Raw genomic sequence first — 16,261 nt, 5'->3', positions numbered from 1 at the left:
CGCACATGCCCGAGCTCACATCCGCGCCGCCCGGCCGGGACCGGAAACGGGTCATCCTGGCGATCTGCTGCATGAGCCTGCTGATCGTCAGCCTGGACAACACCGTGCTGAACGTCGCGCTCCCCGCCATGCAGCGTGACCTGCACGCTTCCGTGGCGGGCCTGCAGTGGACCATCGACGCCTACACGCTGGTCCTGGCCTCGCTGCTGATGTTCGCGGGCTCGACCGCCGACCGGATCGGCCGCCGCAAGGTCTTCGTGACCGGTCTCGTCTTCTTCACCCTCGGCTCGCTCCTCTGCTCGCTCGCCCCCAGCCTGGAGACCCTGGTGGTGTTCCGGATGATCCAGGCGGTCGGCGGCTCGATGCTCAACCCGGTCGCCATGTCGATCATCACCAACACCTTCACCGAGCCCGCGGCGCGCGCCCGGGCCATCGGGCTGTGGGGCGGGGTGGTCGGCGTCTCCATGGCGGCGGGTCCGGTGGTCGGGGGGCTGCTCGTCGACTCGGTGGGCTGGCGCGCCGTGTTCTGGATCAACCTGCCGGTCGGCCTCGCCGCGCTGCTGCTGACCCTGCGCTACGTCCCCGAGTCCAAGGCGCCCAGGCCCCGTCGCCCCGACCCGGTCGGCCAGGTGCTGGTCGCCGCCTTCCTCGGCTCGCTCACGTACGCGATCATCGAGAGCAGCCTGCCCTTCGCCGGCGTCGCGCTGGCCTCGCTCGCCGGGCTGCTGTTCTACGAGCCCCGGCGCCGGGAGCCGCTGATCGACCTACGGTTCTTCCGGAGCGCTCCGTTCAGCGGCGCCACGGTCATCGCCGTCTGCGCCTTCGCCGCCCTGGGCGGATTCCTCTTCCTGAACACGCTCTACCTCCAGAACGTGCGCGGGCTCTCCGCCCTGGAGGCGGGCATGTACATGCTGCCGATGGCGTCCATGACCCTGGTCTTCGCCCCGCTCTCCGGGCGGCTCGTCGGGGCGCGCGGACCGCGGCTGCCCCTGCTGCTCGCGGGGACGGCGATGGCGGCGGGCTGCCTGCCCTTCGCCGCCTTCGAGGCCGAGACGCACGATCCGATGCTCTTCGCCGGGTACGTGCTCTTCGGGATCGGCTTCGGCATGGTGAACGCTCCGATCACCAACACCGCCGTCTCGGGCATGCCCCTCTCCCAGGCGGGGGTGGCGTCGGCCGTCGCCTCCACCAGCCGGCAGATCGGCCAGACGCTCGGCGTCGCCGTCGTGGGAGCCGTCCTGGCCGCCGGGGTCGGCACGCTCTCCCGTACGGACGACTTCGTGGCGGCGAGCAGGGGCGGTTACTGGATCATGACCGGCTGCGGTCTCTGTGTGCTCGTGGTCGGCGCGCTGACCAGCGGGAAGTGGGCGATGGGGACGGCGGAGAGGACGGCGCGGCGACTGGAGGCGGAGGAGGCTCAGACACCCGCGGGAGCGACCTGCTCCGCCTCCTGAACCGCGAGCGCCAGGAGCCGGTCGAGTCCCGCACGGGACTCCTGGTCGACCGGTACGTACGTCACCAGGCGCGGTCCGGAGGTCGGGCCGAGCCACACGTTGGTGTGCTCCAGGTGCAGGGGCCCGACATGGGCGTTACGAATAATCTTGGTGCGGCCGCCCTGGGCCACCACCTCGTGGCGCGCCCAGATCTCCCGGAACTCCGGCGAGGCGGCCTCCAGCCGCTGCAGCATCGCCTTCCAGGCGGGCTCGGCGAGGTGCTCGGCCATGGAGGCCCTGAACTTGCCCGCCATCGCCCGCGTGACGTCCGGCAGCTCGGCGACGGCGGCCCGCCACTCGTCGTTGGTGAAGGCCAGCCAGATGCAGTTCCGGTCCTCGCGCGGCAGCTCGTCGAGATCGCAGAGCAGCCTGCCGTACGTGCGGTTGTAGGCGAGGATGTCGTACCGGCTGTTCTGGACGCAGGCGGGCAGCGGCTCCAGCTGGTCCAGCATCGCGCGCAGGGCGGGCGTGACGGTCGGGCAGGGCGCCTCCGGGTTCGGGTCGGTCTCGCCGCCGAGGGCGAAGAGGTGGGTGCGCTCGGTCGCGTCGAGCTGAAGGGCCCGGGCGAGGGCGTCGAGGACCTGAGGCGAGACGTGGATGTCCCGGGCCTGTTCCAGCCACGTGTACCAGGTGACGCCGACGGCGGAGAGGTGCGCGACCTCCTCGCGGCGCAGTCCGGGGGTGCGGCGGCGCCGACCACGGGGCAGGCCGACCTGCTCGGGGGTGATCCGCTCGCGGCGGCTGCGCAGGAAGGCGGCGAGTTCGTGCCGCCGGACATCGGTCCGCGCCCCGGCCTCCGGGGCTCGCGTGGTCCCGGCTGCCGGGGCTCGCGTGGTCCCGGCCTCCGTGCCCCGTGTGCGCGTGGTCTCCACGGCCATGGTCGTCATGCTCCCAGGGTGCCGGGGCGCTCAGCCCATTGCCAGGTAGTGCTAGTACCAGGATAAAGACACTCTGGTACCAGGCTGAGTCTGAGCGGATCGTCGACAGCGTGCCTACTCCAGCCTCCACCACCGCCCCCGCCCGCGGGACCGGCTCCGCCGTCGGTCGCGCGGCCCCCGCCCTCGGCCCGCTCGGACTCTTCACCGTGCTCCTCGGCGCCGCGCTGCCGCTGATCGACTTCTTCATCGTCAACGTCGCCCTCCCCACCATCGACCACGATCTGGCGGCCGGTCCGGCGATGCTGGAGCTGGTCGTGGCCGGCTACGGACTCAGCTACGCCGTACTGCTCGTACTCGGCGGGCGGCTCGGCGACCTCTTCGGCCGCCGCCGGCTCTTCCTCGTCGGCATGGCCGCCTTCGGCGTGACCTCGCTCGCCTGCGGCCTGGCCCCGGACGCCTGGACGCTCGTCGGGGCGCGTGTGGCACAGGGTGCCTCAGCCGCACTGATGCTGCCCCAGGTCCTCGCGACCATTCACTCCTCGACGACAGGAGCACGGCGCGCGAAGGCGCTGAGCCTGTACGGAGCCACCGCCGGGCTCGCGATGGTGGCCGGTCAGATCCTGGGTGGGGTGCTCGTCGCGGCCGACCTCGCGGGCAGCGGCTGGCGGGCGATCTTCCTGGTCAACGTGCCGGTGGCGGTGGCCGGACTGCTGCTCGCCGTGCGGACCGTCCCGGAGACCCGCTCGGAGCGCCCGGCACCGGTCGACGTCCCGGGCACCCTCCTCCTCGGCCTGGCGCTGCTCACGCTCCTCGCCCCCCTCACGGAGGGGAGGGCGGCGGGCTGGCCGCTGTGGACCTGGGTCGCGCTCGGGATCTTCCCGTTCGCCGCGGGGGCGTTCTGGCGGGTGGAGCTGCGGGCCGACCGGCGGGGCCGTACGCCGCTGGTACCGCCGAGCCTGCTCGGTCTGGTCTCCCTGCGCCGGGGGCTCGCCCTGGTACTGCCGTTCTCGGTCGGCTTCGGCGGCTTCATGTTCGTGATCGCGGTGGCGCTCCAGCAGGGCCTGAGGATGAGCGCGGTGGTCTCGGGCCTCACGCTGGTCCCCATGGCGGTGGCCTTCTTCGGCGCCTCGCTCGCAGGCCCTCGGCTGGTACGGCGCTGGGGCACCCGGGTCGTCACGGCGGGCGCCCTCGTCCAGGCCTTCGGCATCGGTCTGCTCGCCCTCGCGGCCTGGGGCTCCTGGCCCTCCCTCTCGGCCTGGAGCCTCCTGCCGGGCATGGCCGTGGCGGGACTCGGCCAGGGTCTCCAGCTCCCGGTCCTGTTCCGGGTCGTCCTCTCCGAGGTGCCGGCGGACCGGGCGGGCGTGGGCAGCGGCGTCATGGTCACCACCCAGCAGTCCGCCCTGGCCCTCGGCGTTGCCACGCTCGGCTCCCTGTTCCTGTCGCTGTCGGCGTCCGGCTCGATGGGGACGGCGCTGACGGTGACGCTCCTGATCCAGGTGGCGGCGGTGCTCCTGACCGCCCTGATGAGCCTGCGCCTGCCGCGCGCCGTGAGCTAGCCCGCGCACCGGCGGGCACGCGCATCGGCGCTCCACGCACTGGCCGACACGCACACTGGCCGACACGCACGTGGGCCCGGGTCACCTTCCGTGACCCGGGCCCACGTCGTCGTAGCGACTGCGGCTACTCCTGGCCGCCCGCGGTGTCCGCGGTGGCGGTCTCGGCGCCTTCGGCACCCAGCGCGCGCTCGCGCATCTTCCTCAGCAGCTCCTGCTTCTGGTCGACGGCGGCCCTGCGGTCGGCGCTGCTGTTCTGAACGGCGCCCTGCTGGTCGCCTCGTGACAGCTTCTTGCGCTGTCCGCCGACGCCGAGGAGGTTGTTGCGGCCCTTGGCCATGGGGTTCTCCCATTGGTGAGAAGTGGTGAGGGGATCGTCCGGCGGGGCGGGCGTCGAGGCCCGCCGCGCTCTCACTCGTAGATCTGGAAGAACGAAGACATGGCGTAGACGCTACCCGCCCCGCACACGCCAGACACCCGATTTTCCGTCGCACCATCCACGCGAATGACAAACATTGAAATCTGTCAGTCGTCATGCCATAGTTGTCATGCGTCGCTCCCCCGACGTTCCGCGTCCCTCCCGAGGAGACCCCCATGACCTCCACCCGCACCCTCCCGACCCGCCGCCTCGGCGCCACCGGCCCCGAGGTCTCCGCCCTCGGCCTCGGCTGCATGGGCATGTCCGCGCTGTACGGCGAGAGCGACCGCGCCGAGTCGATCGCGACGATCCACGCCGCGCTCGACGCCGGGATCACGCTCCTCGACACCGGCGACTTCTACGGAATGGGCCACAACGAGCTGCTGATCAACGAGGCCCTGCGCACGGCTCCCGCGGCCGCCCGCGAGAAGGCCCTGACCAGCGTGAAGTTCGGCGCCCTGCGCACGGTCGAGGGCGGCTTCACCGGCTATGACGGCCGCCCCGCCGCGGTGAAGAACTTCGCGGCGTACTCCCTGCAGCGCCTGGGCACCGACCACATCGACATCTACCGGATCGCCCGTGTCGACCCCGACGTGCCGATCGAGGAGACCGTCGGCGCGATCGCCGAGCTGGTCGAGGCCGGACACGTCCGCCACATCGGGCTCTCCGAGGTCGGCGCGGACACCCTGCGCCGTGCGGCGGCCGTCGCCCCGATCGCCGACCTCCAGATCGAGTACTCCCTGATCTCCCGGGGCATCGAGGAGAAGATCCTCCCGACCGCGCGCGAGCTGGGCATCGGCATCACGGCGTACGGCGTGCTGTCGCGCGGCCTGATCAGCGGCCACTTCACCCGTGACCGCGAGCTGGCCCCGGGCGACTTCCGCGGGATGTCTCCCCGCTTCCAGGGCGACAACCTCCACCGGAACCTGGACCTGGTGGAGCAGCTGCGGGCCATCGCCGAGGCCAAGGGCGTGACGGTCGCGCAGACCGCCATCGCCTGGGTCCTGGCGCAGGGCGCCTCGCACGGCGCCGACATCGTCCCGCTGGTCGGCGCCCGCCGCCGGGACCGGCTCACGGAGGCCCTCGGCTCGCTGGACCTCACCCTGGACGCCGCCGACCTGGACGCGATCGAGCGGGCCGTCCCCGCGGGCGCGGCGGCCGGCGAGCGCTACCCGGCTGTCCAGATGGCCCACCTGGACAGTGAGCACTGACCTGCGCTTCGGCTGACAGGTACTGTCATCCCATGCCCACCGAGACCCTGACCGCAGAGCGCATCCTCGAAGCCACCGAGGAGGTGCTGCGGCGGTACGGCCCGGCGAAGGCGACGGTGGTGGACGTGGCCCGGGTCCTCGGCGTCAGCCACGGCAGCGTCTACCGCCACTTCCGCACGAAGGCGGCGCTGCGGGAGGCGGTGACGGCGCGCTGGCTCTCCCGCACGGAAGCCGCGCTGGCCGAGCTGACCGGTTCCGCGGGCCGGCCCGCCCCGGAGAAGCTCCGTGCCTGGTTCGCCGAACTCTTCGACGCCAAGCGCCACAAGGCGGGCGACGACCCGGAGCTGTTCGCCACCTACGAGGTCCTGCTCGACGAGAACAGCGGAGTGGTCGAGGACCACCTCGGCGTCCTGGTCGGCCAGGTGCGCGAGATCGTCGAGGAGGGCGTCCGGGGCGCCGAGTTCACCGCCGCCGACACGGACAGCACGGCGCGGGCCCTCTTCGCGGCCACGGCCCGGTTCCACGACCCGGCCTACGCTCCTGAGTGGCAACGCCCCACGATCCAGGCGGAGTTCGACGCGGTGGTGGACCTCCTGCTGCGCGGCCTGCGCCCCTAGACCGTCCCGCTCGGCAGGCGTTCCGCTCGATACGCCGAAGCCCCCGGTTCCACTGGAACCGGGGGCTTCGGCGTAGGCGATCAGGCTGGTCAGCAGCCGAGCAGGCGGCTGCCCAGGTAGCCCTGGATCTGGTCGAGGGAGACGCGCTCCTGCTTCATGGTGTCGCGCTCGCGCACGGTCACCGCGTTGTCGTCCAGGGTGTCGAAGTCGACGGTGACGCAGAACGGCGTGCCGATCTCGTCCTGGCGGCGGTAGCGGCGGCCGATGGCGCCGGCGTCGTCGAACTCGATGTTCCAGTTCTGCCGCAGGTCGGCGGCGAGACCCTTGGCCTTCGGCGACAGCTGCGGGTTGCGGGAGAGCGGCAGGACGGCGACCTTGACCGGCGCGATGCGCGGGTCGAGGCGCATCACGGTGCGCTTCTCCATGACGCCCTTGGCGTTCGGGGCCTCGTCCTCGTTGTACGCGTCGAGCAGGAAGGCCAGCATGGTGCGGCCGACGCCCGCGGCGGGCTCGATGACGTACGGGGTCCAGCGCTCCTGGGTCTCCTGGTCGAAGTAGAACAGGTCGTTCCCGGACGCCTTGGAGTGCGCCTTGAGGTCGTAGTCGGTGCGGTTGGCGACACCCTCGAGCTCGCCCCACTCGCTGCCGCCGAACTGGAAGCGGTACTCGATGTCGGCGGTGCGCTTCGAGTAGTGGGAGAGCTTCTCCTTCGGGTGCTCGAACCAGCGCATGTTCTCCTCACGGAGACCCAGGCCCGTGTACCAGTTCCAGCGCTGCTCCATCCAGTACTCGTGCCACTGCTCGTCCTCGCCCGGCTTGACGAAGAACTCCATCTCCATCTGCTCGAACTCGCGGGTGCGGAAGATGAAGTTGCCCGGAGTGATCTCGTTCCGGAAGGACTTGCCCATCTGCGCGATGCCGAACGGGGGCTTCTTGCGCGAGGTCTGCTGGACCTGGCCGAAGTTGGTGAAGATGCCCTGCGCGGTCTCGGGACGGAGGTAGGCGACGGAGCCGGAGTCCTGCGTCGGGCCGAGGTGCGTGGAGAGCAGACCCGAGAACTGCTTGGGCTCGGTGAAGGTGCCCTTGTTGCCGCAGTTGGGGCAGTTCAGGTCGGTGAGGCCGTTCTCGGGGAGACGGCCGTGCTTCTCCTCGTACGCCTCCTCCAGGTGGTCGGCGCGGTAGCGCTTGTGACAGGAGGTGCACTCGGTCAGCGGGTCGGTGAAGGTGGCGACGTGACCGGAGGCCTCCCAGACCTCGGTGGCCAGGATCACCGACGAGTCGATGCCGACGACGTCCTCGCGCGCGGTGACCATGTAACGCCACCACTGGCGCTTGATGTTCTCCTTGAGTTCGACACCCAGCGGTCCGTAGTCCCAGGCGGCACGCTGGCCGCCGTAGATCTCGCTGCACGGGTAGACGAAGCCACGGCGCTTGCTCAGGCTGACGATGGTGTCGATCTTGTCGGCGGCCACGGTGCTCTCTTCATTACGACGACGAAGTGCGAATGCCTCAGGTTACCGGCGCCCGCACCCCCCGTATCAAATCGGTTCGGCCTCGCTCATCGGGAAGCACAGGGAGGCCGGGACACGGGCGTCGACGGCGGCGATCAGATCGCCTCCCGACTTGTACCAGTCTGCCTGTATATCGATGACCGTGCCGCGCTCCCCGTAGAGCACCCGCCGCGCGTCGGGAAACACCCCGAGGCCCGCCACCTGGTGCCAGCGAACGGCGTGGTGGCAGTACGTCGTCCAGTGCGCGAGGCCCTCGTCGCTCAGATACATCCGGTCCGCGCGTCCCGCGGGCCCGAAGAGCTTCGGCCGGTACTCGTAGGCCTCGTGGAACCCGCCCCCGGAGCGGTCCGGCTCCGGCGCGAACGGGCTGTCCGGGCCGGGGGCGCAGTGTTCCGGCAGGGTGAGCAACGCGGTCGAGGGGTACGTGCCGAGGGCGGCGCGGACGTCGGCGGGACCGAGTGACGCGAGCCGGGCCCGTACGCCCGCGACGTCGAAGACCTCCAGACCGGCGAGGTGGTCGAGGGCCGCCGTGAGGAGCTGGGTGTGCCGCTGGTCGTCCCCGTCGAGCCGCTCGGACCAGGCCCGTCCGGCCCGCCGCACCTCGTCCTCGGCCGGGCCGTGCTCGGCCAGCTCGCGGAGTGCGGCGTCGAGCCCTTCGGCGACACTCTGGACGCCCAGCTCGTCGGTCTCGGCGACCAGCCAGAAGAGCATGCGCCCGCCGCCCACATAACTGGAGGCGACCTCCAGGCTCCCGGTCAGGTTCACCGTCACGCGTTCGTCGCGCAGGGCACGGCTCCGGGCGATGTCCGCCGCGAGATGACCGGCGGGCGAGGCAGGCCCCTCGAAGGAGACCGTGACCTGCTCGCCGTAGCCGTCGGGTCCCTCGATCCAGCAACCGGTGACCCCGGGAAGGGGCTCCACGACGGGGCGCACGGCGCACGGCCCGTGCGGCGGTTCCGGGAGTCGCGGGTCGAAGGACTCCGGCGGCCGGCCGCTGAGCACGAGCACCGCGCCGTCGCGGGTGAGGCGCTCGGCGGCCCACGCCCGGACATCGGCGGCGTCGATGTGGGCGACGGCGGGGGCGGCCCAGGCGACCTTGCCGGGCCCGCGCAGCCCGTAGCGGAAGCCGAGCTCGCGCTCCTGGAACCGGCCCCAGCGTTCCTCACGGAGCTGCCTGGCCCGGACCCTGCGCACGGCGGCGGCGAGCTCGTCCACCGGAGGGTCGGCGAGGGCGCGGCAGAGCAGGTTCACGAACTCGGCGACCTGCTCGGGCTCGCCGGAGGCCGAGAAGCGGGTGAAGCGGCCGTCGGCGTTGGAGGCGATCTCGTCGCACGCCCGCGCGGCGTCGGCGACGGCGGTCAGGGCGAGCTGCCCGGCGAGCTCGGTGATGCCCAGGCGGGGAAACGGTTCGTCCACGCTCCCCGTACCGAACAAGAGGTGGGCGGTGAACGGCCCGGGGATGTCGTCCCAGTACAGAGGGATGCCGTTGATCTCCGTGCGCCGCATGGCCGCACTGTAGTGGGACGGAACACAGGTAAGGCAATTGACAACCGTTTCCAGTTTTGTTGAAAATGAGTGTCATGAACGTACGCCGTCTGATACCCACCACCGCCGTCGCCGGAGCCGTCGCGCTCGGTCTCGTCACGCTCTCCGCCTGCTCGGGGACGTCCGACGCCGCCGACAAGGCGAACGGCAGGCTCAGCGTGGTGGCGTCGTTCTATCCCATGCAGTACCTGGCCGAGCAGATAGGCGGCGCGCACGTCTCCGTCGAGACGCTGACCGCGCCGGGCGTCGAGCCGCACGACCTCGAGCTCAAGCCGAGGCAGATCGGCGAGCTCGGCGATGCCGACTACATCCTCTACCTCAAGGGCGTCCAGCCCGCCGTCGACGAGGCGATCAAGCAGGCGGGCGTGGAGCACACCGTCGACGCGGCCGGCCTCACGCAGCTCGAAACGCACGGCACCGGCGGCCACGGCCACGGCGCCGAGGAGCACGGCCACGAGGAGGAGGGCCACGGTCACGAGTCCGAGGCCGGCGCCGACCCGCACATCTGGCTCGACCCGGTGAAGTACGCCGAGGTCGCCAAGGGCGTCGGCGCCTCCCTGGCGAAGGCCGACCCGGACCACGCCGCCGACTACCGGAAGAACACCGACGCCCTGGTGAAGAAGCTCGGCGACCTGGACACGGCGTTCGAGACCGGTCTGAAGAACACGACCACCAGGACCTTCATCACCACGCACTCGGCGTTCGGCTACCTCGCCGAGCGCTACGGCCTGGACCAGGAGGGCATCACCGGCATCGACCCCGAGTCCGAGCCGAGCCCCGCCCGGATGCAGGAGCTCCAGACCATCGCGGAGAAGGAGAAGGTCTCCACCGTCTTCTTCGAGACGCTCGCCAGCGACAAGACCGCGAAGACCCTGGCCGAGGACACCGGCCTCACCACCGCCGTCCTGGACCCGCTGGAGGGAATCACGGACAGGTCCCAGGGCGATGACTACGTCGAGGTCATGCAGTCCAACCTCGCCGCGCTGAAGAAGGCCCTCGGCGCGAAGTGACCCACGCACAGCAGGAGGCACCCGTGAGCGCGCCCGTCCCGCCCGTCATATCCGTCCGCGGAGCCACGGCGACCCTCGGCGCGCGCCCCGTCCTGCGCGGCGTCGACCTCGCCGTGCACCCCGGCGAGGTCGTCGCGCTGCTCGGCGCCAACGGCTCCGGCAAGTCCACCGCCGTCCGCGCGATCATCGGCCAGGTGCCGCTGACCGGCGGCACGATCTCCCTCTTCGGCACCGAGCAGAAGCGGTTCCGCGCCTGGGCCCGCGTCGGTTACGTCCCTCAGCGCACCACCGCCGCCTCCGGTGTCCCCGCCACGATCCGCGAGGTCGTCTCCTCCGGCCGGCTCTCCCGCCGCACCTTCGGCTGGCTGACCAAGGCCGACCGGGCCGCCGTCGACCGGGCCATCGACCTCGTCGGCCTCGCCGACCGGGCCAAGGACTCGGTGAGCGCCCTCTCCGGCGGCCAGCACCAGCGCGTCCTGATCGCCCGCGCGCTCGCCTCGCGGCCCGAGCTGCTGATCATGGACGAGCCGATGGCCGGCGTCGACCTCGCCAGCCAGGAGATCCTCGCCGCCACCCTGCGCGAACAGGTCGCGGACGGCACCAGCGTGCTGCTCGTGCTGCACGAACTGGGCCCCCTGGAGCCGCTGATCGACCGGGCCGTGGTCCTCCGCGACGGCTGTGTCGTCCACGACGGCCCGCCGCCGCAGGCCGTCGGCCAGCACGCCCTGCCCGGCCACGACCACGTCCATCCGCACGCGGCCGGTGAGCCGCTCCGTACGGGTCTGCTGACCTGAGGAAGCTGACCTGATCATGGAATTCCTCGAACCCGCCTTCATGCAGCGGGCGCTCCTCGCGGCCGTTCTCGTCGGCATCACCGCACCCGCCGTCGGCATCTTCCTCGTGCAGCGCCGCCAGGCGCTGATGGGCGACGGCATCGGCCATGTCGCCATGACCGGTGTCGGCCTCGGCTTCCTGCTGAACAGCAGCCCGGTGTGGATGGCCACCCTGGTCGCCGTCGTCGGCGCCGTGCTGATGGAGCTGATCCGGACGTACGGGCGCACCCGCGGCGACCTCGCGCTCGCCCTGCTCTTCTACGGCGGCATGGCGGGCGGCGTCATGCTGATCCAGGTCGGCGGCGGCTCCAACGCCAATCTGCTCTCGTACCTGTTCGGCTCCCTGTCCACGGTGTCGTCCGAGGACGTCACCGCGATCGCCGTCCTCGCCGCCTTCGTCGTCCTGGTCACCGTCGGTCTGCGCCGCCAGCTCTTCGCGGTCAGCCAGGACGAGGAGTTCGCCCGCGTCACCGGCCTGCCGGTGCGCGCCCTGAACCTGCTCGTCGCGATCACTGCGGCCGTGACCGTCACGGTCGCGATGCGGGTCGTCGGGCTGCTGCTCGTCAGCGCGCTGATGGTGGTCCCGGTGGCGGCGGCGCAGCAGCTGTCCCGTTCGTTCCGCGCGACCTTCGTCCTCGCGATCGTGATCGGCACCGGTGTCACGCTGACGGGCACCGTGACCACGTACTACCAGGACCTGCCCCCGGGCTCGCTCATCGTGCTGCTCGCGATCGGCGTCTTCATCGTCCTGACGGCGCTCTCGGCGCCCCTGGCCAGGCGCCGCGCCCGGGCCGCCGAGGCCGCGGCCGCGGCCTCGTCGCCGTCCTCGGCGGAGTGCGACATGGCCGTTCCCGGAACGCGGCGGCCGACGGAGGACGCCCCGCTCTAGCAGCCTGGCAGAATGGCGGGGGCGACGACATCACTAGGAGGCCCCCGTGGCGACGGCAGGACCCCCCGTACGCGGCCGCTCGACCAAGCAGCGGGCCGCAGTGGCGGCGGCGCTCGACGAGGTGGACGAGTTCCGCAGCGCTCAGGAACTGCACGACATGCTCAAGCACCGCGGCGACTCCGTGGGCCTCACGACGGTGTACCGGACGCTGCAGACCCTCGCGGACGCCGGCGAGGTCGACGCGCTGCGCACCAGCGAGGGCGAGACGGTCTACCGCCGGTGCTCGACCGGTGACCACCACCACCATCTCGTCTGCCGCGTCTGCGGCAAGGCGGTCGAGGTGGAGGGCCCGGCGGTGGAGCAGTGGGCGGAGACGATCGCCTCCGAGCACGGGTTCGTGAACGTGGCGCACACGGTCGAGATCTTCGGCACCTGCGCGGAGTGCGCGGCCAAGTAGGTCTTGGGGCAGGGCCACGCAGGCCCTCGGACCGTACGGAAGGGCCCGCACCGGATCGCTCCGGTGCGGGCCCTTCCGTGCGGCCGGAACCGGTGCCGTACGCAACCGGGGCCTCGGGCGGGTGTCAGACCCGCTTCACATGGCGCTCCAGGATGGCCCGCAACCGGTCGAGATCCTCGGGGGCGGACACGCCCTGCTTGGGCAGCGCGGCGACGCCGACACCCGCCCGGTCGGCGGAGAGCAGGACGAAGAGCGTGGGCGTCTCGACGTACAGGGGCAGCATCGCCCACCGGCTCGTGGTCTCGCTGACGCGCGTCGTCCAGGTCACCCCGTCGTCGTCCACGACGGCCCGGAACTCCCCCTGCGGCTCGACGAGCCCGTACATCTGACTTCCCGTCACCCGCGGTATCAGGGGTCCCAGCGTGAGGACCAGGGCGCCGAGACCGCCGAAGAGGAACACCTTCGACAGCTCCGGGGCCCCCGGCCCCGCCAGCTCCCACACCACGACCAGAGCGGCCAGGACTCCTCCGGTGGGCAGCAGCCACCGCAGCAGGCGCCCCATCGGCGAGTGGCGCAGCCTGACCCTGACCACCTCCGTGACCTCGGCCTTCGTCGGCACGTAGACCAGTTCGACCTTGCTCGGCCCCTGCACGGTCACTCCCCTCCCCCCTCCTCCTGCTCAGCCCTTGTCGAGGACGGCCATGTCCGCCGCGTCCACGCCACCGAAGCGGCGGTCGCGGGAGGCGTACTCCACGCAGGCGCGCCACAGGTCACGGCGGTCGAAGTCCGGCCACAGGACGTCCTGGAAGATCATCTCCGCGTAGCTGCTCTGCCAGATCAGGTAGTTCGAGGTGCGCTGCTCACCGCTGGGGCGCAGGAACAGGTCGACGTCCGGCATGTCCGGGTAGTACAGGTACTTCTGGAAGGTCTTCTCGTTGACCTTCGCCGGGTCCAGCCTGCCCGCCGCCACATCCTCCGCGATCTTCTTCGCGGCGTCGGCGACCTCGGCGCGACCGCCGTAGTTCACGCAGAAGTAGAGCGTCATCGCGTCGTTGCCGACGGTCTGTTCCTGGGCGACCTGGAGCTCCTGGACGACCGACTTCCACATCTTCGGCATCCGGCCGACCCAGCGGATACGGATGCCGAGCTCGTCCATCTCGTCACGGCGCCGCCGGATGACGTCCCGATTGAAGTTCATGAGGAAGCGGACCTCCTCGGGGGAGCGCTTCCAGTTCTCCGTGGAGAAGGCGTAGAGGGAGAGGTTCTTGACGCCCATCTCCAGGCAGCCCTTGAGCACGTCGAGGACCACGCCCTCGCCGACCTTGTGGCCCTCGGTGCGCGGCAGGCCGCGCTCCTTGGCCCAGCGGCCGTTGCCGTCCATCACACAGGCCACGTGGTTGGGCACCAGCTCGGCGGGGAGCTTCGGCGGACGGGCACCGGAGGGGTGCGGCTCGGGGACCTTGTACTCCCGTCGCTGCCGTCCGAGGATTCCGCGTCGTGCGATGGCCATGGCGATGGATCTCCTAGCTCTTCTCTACATACCGCAGGGAACGCAGGCCGCGCTCCAGGTGCCAGTGCAGATAGGCGGACACCAGCCCGCTCCCCTCCCTGACGTGACGCGGCTCGCACGCGTCCGCAGTCGCCCAGTCGCCGGTGAGCAGCGCGCTGAGCAGGCCGATGGCCTCCGGAGAGGGTACGACGCTGCCGGGCACCCGGCAGTCGCCGCATATGACGCCGCCCGCCGCGACCGAGAAGAACCGGTTGGGCCCGGGCAGCCCGCACTTCGCGCAGTCCTCGAAGCTCGGCGCGTAGCCGTTGACGGCGAGGGAGCGGAGGAGGAAGGCGTCGAGGATCAGGTGGGGGGCGTGTTCGCCCCGGGCGAGGGTGCGCAGCCCGCCGACGAGCAGCAGGTACTGCTGCACGGCAGGCTCGCCCTCGTTGTCCGTGAACCGCTCGGCCGTCTCCAGCATCGCCGTCCCCGCGGTGTAGCGGGCGTAGTCGGTGACGATCCCGCCGCCGTACGCGGCGATGGTCTCGCTCTGGGTGCAGAGCGGGAGCCCGCGTCCCACGAGATCACTCCCGCGGGCGAAGAACTGCACGTCGACGTGGGAGAAGGGTTCCAGCCTGGCCCCGAACTTCGACTTCGTCCGCCGCACTCCGCGCGCCACGGCGCGCACCCGTCCGTGACCGCGCGTGAGGAGCGTGATGATGCGGTCCGCTTCACCCAGCTTCTGGGTGCGCAGCACGATGCCGTCGTCGCGGAACAGACTCATGCGGCCCATTCTCCCGTACGGGAGAAGTGCCCCGTGGCCGCTCCCGCCGTTCCGTCACCCGCGCCACCGCCCCGCGCCCGGCGGGCGCGGGCGGCGGGCCGCTCGCGGAGTCACGGCACCTCGCCCCGGCTGCGGGCGTTCGCGTGCGCGGTGGCGGCGCGGAGGCGCTCGGCGGAGGTGGCCTCGCGGACGCCCTCCGGCTCCGCGTCCCACTCGCGCCCGCCGCCGAGCGGCCGCAGCTGGATGTACGGGCCCTCGTGCCCCATGACCGTGCCCACACGACCGGTGCGGATCTCGACGACGTACGACCCGATGGGCAGTTTCATGACCGGCCCCTTTCTTCCCCCGGCAGTGCGGCGGGGTTCCTCGCGCAAATCCGCCACCGTCTCACTCGCTTCTTCGACGGCCCCGATGTCGACCGCGTGACCTGTTCCTTCACCCACGCATCCCTTTCCGAATCCATTTCGCGTTTACCGCACCCGAGGTGGTGCGGAATCCGTAGAATCGGCAGATACGCAGGTCCTGGAAGTACCCGGTGGAGCCGGGGAGTCAGGCCATGGCCAAAGCGAGGCGCGAACAGAGAATGCGGAACCCGTACCCGGCCGGGACGCGCTGAATCGCGGCGACCTGCAAACCGTCACCCTTTTCGAACGGACGGATCGCAAACGTGCCGGCGCCCCGGCGGGGCGCCGGGGCGCGCCGCTCAGCCGGTCCCGGCCACCGCCGCGCGTCAGAGGCTGCGGGCGGTGATGTCGCCGCGGGAGGTGGTGGCACGGATGTCGAGTGCGACGGTGCCGTCGTTCCTGAGGGCGTTGTCGACGCGGCCGTAGTCGGTACCGGCGTCCAGGGCGGCCGATACCCCGGCGGCCGCGACGACCGAGATGTCGCCGGACTGGGTACGGAGCACGACCGTGCCACGCACGGCCTCGGCGATCCGGATGTCGCCCCGCGCGGTGCTGATCTCCGCGGAGCCGCCCAGCCGGCCGATCTCGACGTCGCCGTCGACCGCCGCGAGGCGGAGGCTCGCGGCCTCGTCGATCCTGATCCTGCGGTACGCGCCTTCGAAAGCGACGTCGCCGAGCCGTCCGACGCCGTGGAGTTCGCAGGCCCCGGCCCTGCCCTCGACCCGGGAGCCGGCGGGCAGCTGGACCGTCACCTCGACGGATCCGGCGTCGCCCAGGACGCGGCTCTCCGCCGCCGGGGCCTCGATCCGCAAGACGCCGTCTCCGCAGGAGACCTCGATCCGCGCCGCCGCCTTCACGTCGCGGCTCTTGGAGGGGTCGGCCGGGCGGACCTCGACGGTGGCGTCGGCGCGGTCGGCGGCGATGAGCCGAAGGCTTCCGGCGGGGATGTCCACGACGGCGGCGATCGGGGCGGTGGTGTCGAACTTCTGCATCATGCTCTCCGGTGACTCGTCGCTGTTTCCGATGAGGGAAAAGCTACGTTGCGTTCGAAGAGTCGGCAACACTCCTATTGCATAGAATCACCATCACGGCAGGTCAGAATGGCAATTTCGTTGCAGTGTTCAGTGATTTAACGCAACGTCAGCCCATGGATCCGTTGCAATGAATGA

17 protein-coding genes are annotated in these 16,261 nt (G+C 71.3%); 8 read left to right on the top strand and 9 right to left on the bottom strand.

Features of this window, described 5'->3' with window-relative positions; all coding sequences use genetic code 11:
* Positions 1 to 5 precede the first annotated feature (5 nt).
* On the top strand, positions 6 to 1,454 hold the full coding sequence (locus ACF1G2_RS07955) for an MFS transporter (protein ID WP_391797420.1): 1,449 nt from the start codon (positions 6 to 8) through the stop codon (positions 1,452 to 1,454).
* Here ACF1G2_RS07955 and ACF1G2_RS07950 read toward each other — a convergent pair.
* A complete protein-coding gene (locus ACF1G2_RS07950) occupies positions 1,418 to 2,380 on the bottom strand; it encodes a helix-turn-helix transcriptional regulator (RefSeq protein WP_391797419.1) in 963 nt (320 codons plus the stop codon). The two genes, ACF1G2_RS07955 and ACF1G2_RS07950, sit on opposite strands and share 37 nt — an antisense overlap.
* Before the next feature lie 101 nt (positions 2,381 to 2,481).
* On the opposite strand from ACF1G2_RS07950, the gene ACF1G2_RS07945 reads away from it, so the two are divergent.
* Positions 2,482 to 3,927 carry an MFS transporter gene (locus ACF1G2_RS07945; protein WP_391797418.1) on the top strand — a complete coding sequence of 482 codons (1,446 nt, stop codon included), beginning with the start codon at positions 2,482 to 2,484 and terminating at the stop codon, positions 3,925 to 3,927.
* A 124-nt stretch (positions 3,928 to 4,051) separates the two neighbouring features.
* Here ACF1G2_RS07945 and ACF1G2_RS07940 read toward each other — a convergent pair whose 3' ends face one another.
* On the bottom strand, positions 4,052 to 4,264 hold the full coding sequence (locus ACF1G2_RS07940; protein WP_391797417.1) for a DUF6243 family protein: 213 nt from the start codon (positions 4,262 to 4,264) through the stop codon (positions 4,052 to 4,054).
* Positions 4,265 to 4,518: 254 nt separating this feature from the next.
* Here ACF1G2_RS07940 and ACF1G2_RS07935 point away from each other — a divergent pair, with 254 nt between their 5' ends.
* Together ACF1G2_RS07935 and ACF1G2_RS07930 are read left to right on the top strand one after the other, a co-directional pair.
* The gene (locus ACF1G2_RS07935) at positions 4,519 to 5,553 is read left to right on the top strand and encodes an aldo/keto reductase (protein ID WP_391797416.1); all 1,035 of its coding nucleotides are present in this window, start codon (positions 4,519 to 4,521) and stop codon (positions 5,551 to 5,553) included.
* Positions 5,554 to 5,585: 32 nt separating this feature from the next.
* Positions 5,586 to 6,170 (top strand): TetR family transcriptional regulator, encoded by a 585-nt coding sequence (locus ACF1G2_RS07930; protein WP_391797415.1) that lies wholly within the window; start codon positions 5,586 to 5,588, stop codon positions 6,168 to 6,170.
* Between the two features lie 89 nt (positions 6,171 to 6,259).
* Here the strand turns inward: ACF1G2_RS07930 and ACF1G2_RS07925 are convergent, their stop codons facing one another.
* Together ACF1G2_RS07925 and ACF1G2_RS07920 are read right to left on the bottom strand one after the other, a co-directional pair.
* The gene (locus ACF1G2_RS07925; RefSeq protein WP_361679966.1) at positions 6,260 to 7,642 is read right to left on the bottom strand and encodes a glycine--tRNA ligase; all 1,383 of its coding nucleotides are present in this window, start codon (positions 7,640 to 7,642) and stop codon (positions 6,260 to 6,262) included.
* A gap of 66 nt (positions 7,643 to 7,708) precedes the next feature.
* Positions 7,709 to 9,187 (bottom strand): hypothetical protein, encoded by a 1,479-nt coding sequence (locus tag ACF1G2_RS07920; RefSeq protein ID WP_391797414.1) that lies wholly within the window; start codon positions 9,185 to 9,187, stop codon positions 7,709 to 7,711.
* 74 nt (positions 9,188 to 9,261) lie between these two features.
* Here ACF1G2_RS07920 and ACF1G2_RS07915 point away from each other — a divergent pair, with 74 nt between their 5' ends.
* From ACF1G2_RS07915 to ACF1G2_RS07900, 4 genes are read left to right on the top strand one after another with little or no spacing between them, the layout of a single operon-like run.
* Positions 9,262 to 10,236: a metal ABC transporter substrate-binding protein gene (locus ACF1G2_RS07915; protein ID WP_391797413.1), complete on the top strand. Its 975-nt coding sequence runs from the start codon at positions 9,262 to 9,264 to the stop codon at positions 10,234 to 10,236.
* Positions 10,237 to 10,259: 23 nt separating this feature from the next.
* The gene (locus tag ACF1G2_RS07910; RefSeq protein WP_391797412.1) at positions 10,260 to 11,030 is read left to right on the top strand and encodes a metal ABC transporter ATP-binding protein; all 771 of its coding nucleotides are present in this window, start codon (positions 10,260 to 10,262) and stop codon (positions 11,028 to 11,030) included.
* Between the two features lie 16 nt (positions 11,031 to 11,046).
* Entirely contained in the window at positions 11,047 to 11,958 is a 912-nt protein-coding gene (locus ACF1G2_RS07905; protein ID WP_391797411.1) for a metal ABC transporter permease, read from the top strand.
* A gap of 46 nt (positions 11,959 to 12,004) precedes the next feature.
* Complete coding sequence (locus ACF1G2_RS07900; protein ID WP_352187933.1) at positions 12,005 to 12,415, top strand: transcriptional repressor; 411 nt, start codon at positions 12,005 to 12,007, stop codon at positions 12,413 to 12,415.
* A 124-nt stretch (positions 12,416 to 12,539) separates the two neighbouring features.
* Here ACF1G2_RS07900 and ACF1G2_RS07895 read toward each other — a convergent pair whose 3' ends face one another.
* From ACF1G2_RS07895 to ACF1G2_RS07875, 5 genes are all read right to left on the bottom strand, one after another.
* Entirely contained in the window at positions 12,540 to 13,073 is a 534-nt protein-coding gene (locus tag ACF1G2_RS07895) for a YcxB family protein (RefSeq protein ID WP_391797410.1), read from the bottom strand.
* Positions 13,074 to 13,094: 21 nt separating this feature from the next.
* A complete protein-coding gene (locus ACF1G2_RS07890; protein ID WP_361594176.1) occupies positions 13,095 to 13,919 on the bottom strand; it encodes an isoprenyl transferase in 825 nt (274 codons plus the stop codon).
* 19 nt (positions 13,920 to 13,938) lie between these two features.
* Positions 13,939 to 14,688 (bottom strand): DNA repair protein RecO, encoded by a 750-nt coding sequence (recO, locus tag ACF1G2_RS07885; protein WP_391797409.1) that lies wholly within the window; start codon positions 14,686 to 14,688, stop codon positions 13,939 to 13,941.
* 110 nt (positions 14,689 to 14,798) lie between these two features.
* Positions 14,799 to 15,014 carry a hypothetical protein gene (locus ACF1G2_RS07880; protein ID WP_361434953.1) on the bottom strand — a complete coding sequence of 72 codons (216 nt, stop codon included), beginning with the start codon at positions 15,012 to 15,014 and terminating at the stop codon, positions 14,799 to 14,801.
* A 404-nt stretch (positions 15,015 to 15,418) separates the two neighbouring features.
* Positions 15,419 to 16,084, bottom strand: coding sequence for a DUF4097 family beta strand repeat-containing protein (locus ACF1G2_RS07875; RefSeq protein ID WP_391797589.1), 666 nt, complete (start codon positions 16,082 to 16,084; stop codon positions 15,419 to 15,421).
* Positions 16,085 to 16,261: the final 177 nt, after the last annotated feature.

The organism is Streptomyces sp. NPDC013457, from assembly GCF_043089925.1.
Lineage (GTDB): Bacteria > Actinomycetota > Actinomycetes > Streptomycetales > Streptomycetaceae > Streptomyces.
Note: the sequence above shows the minus strand (reverse complement) of the source record. Positions and strands in the feature narration are given on the sequence as shown.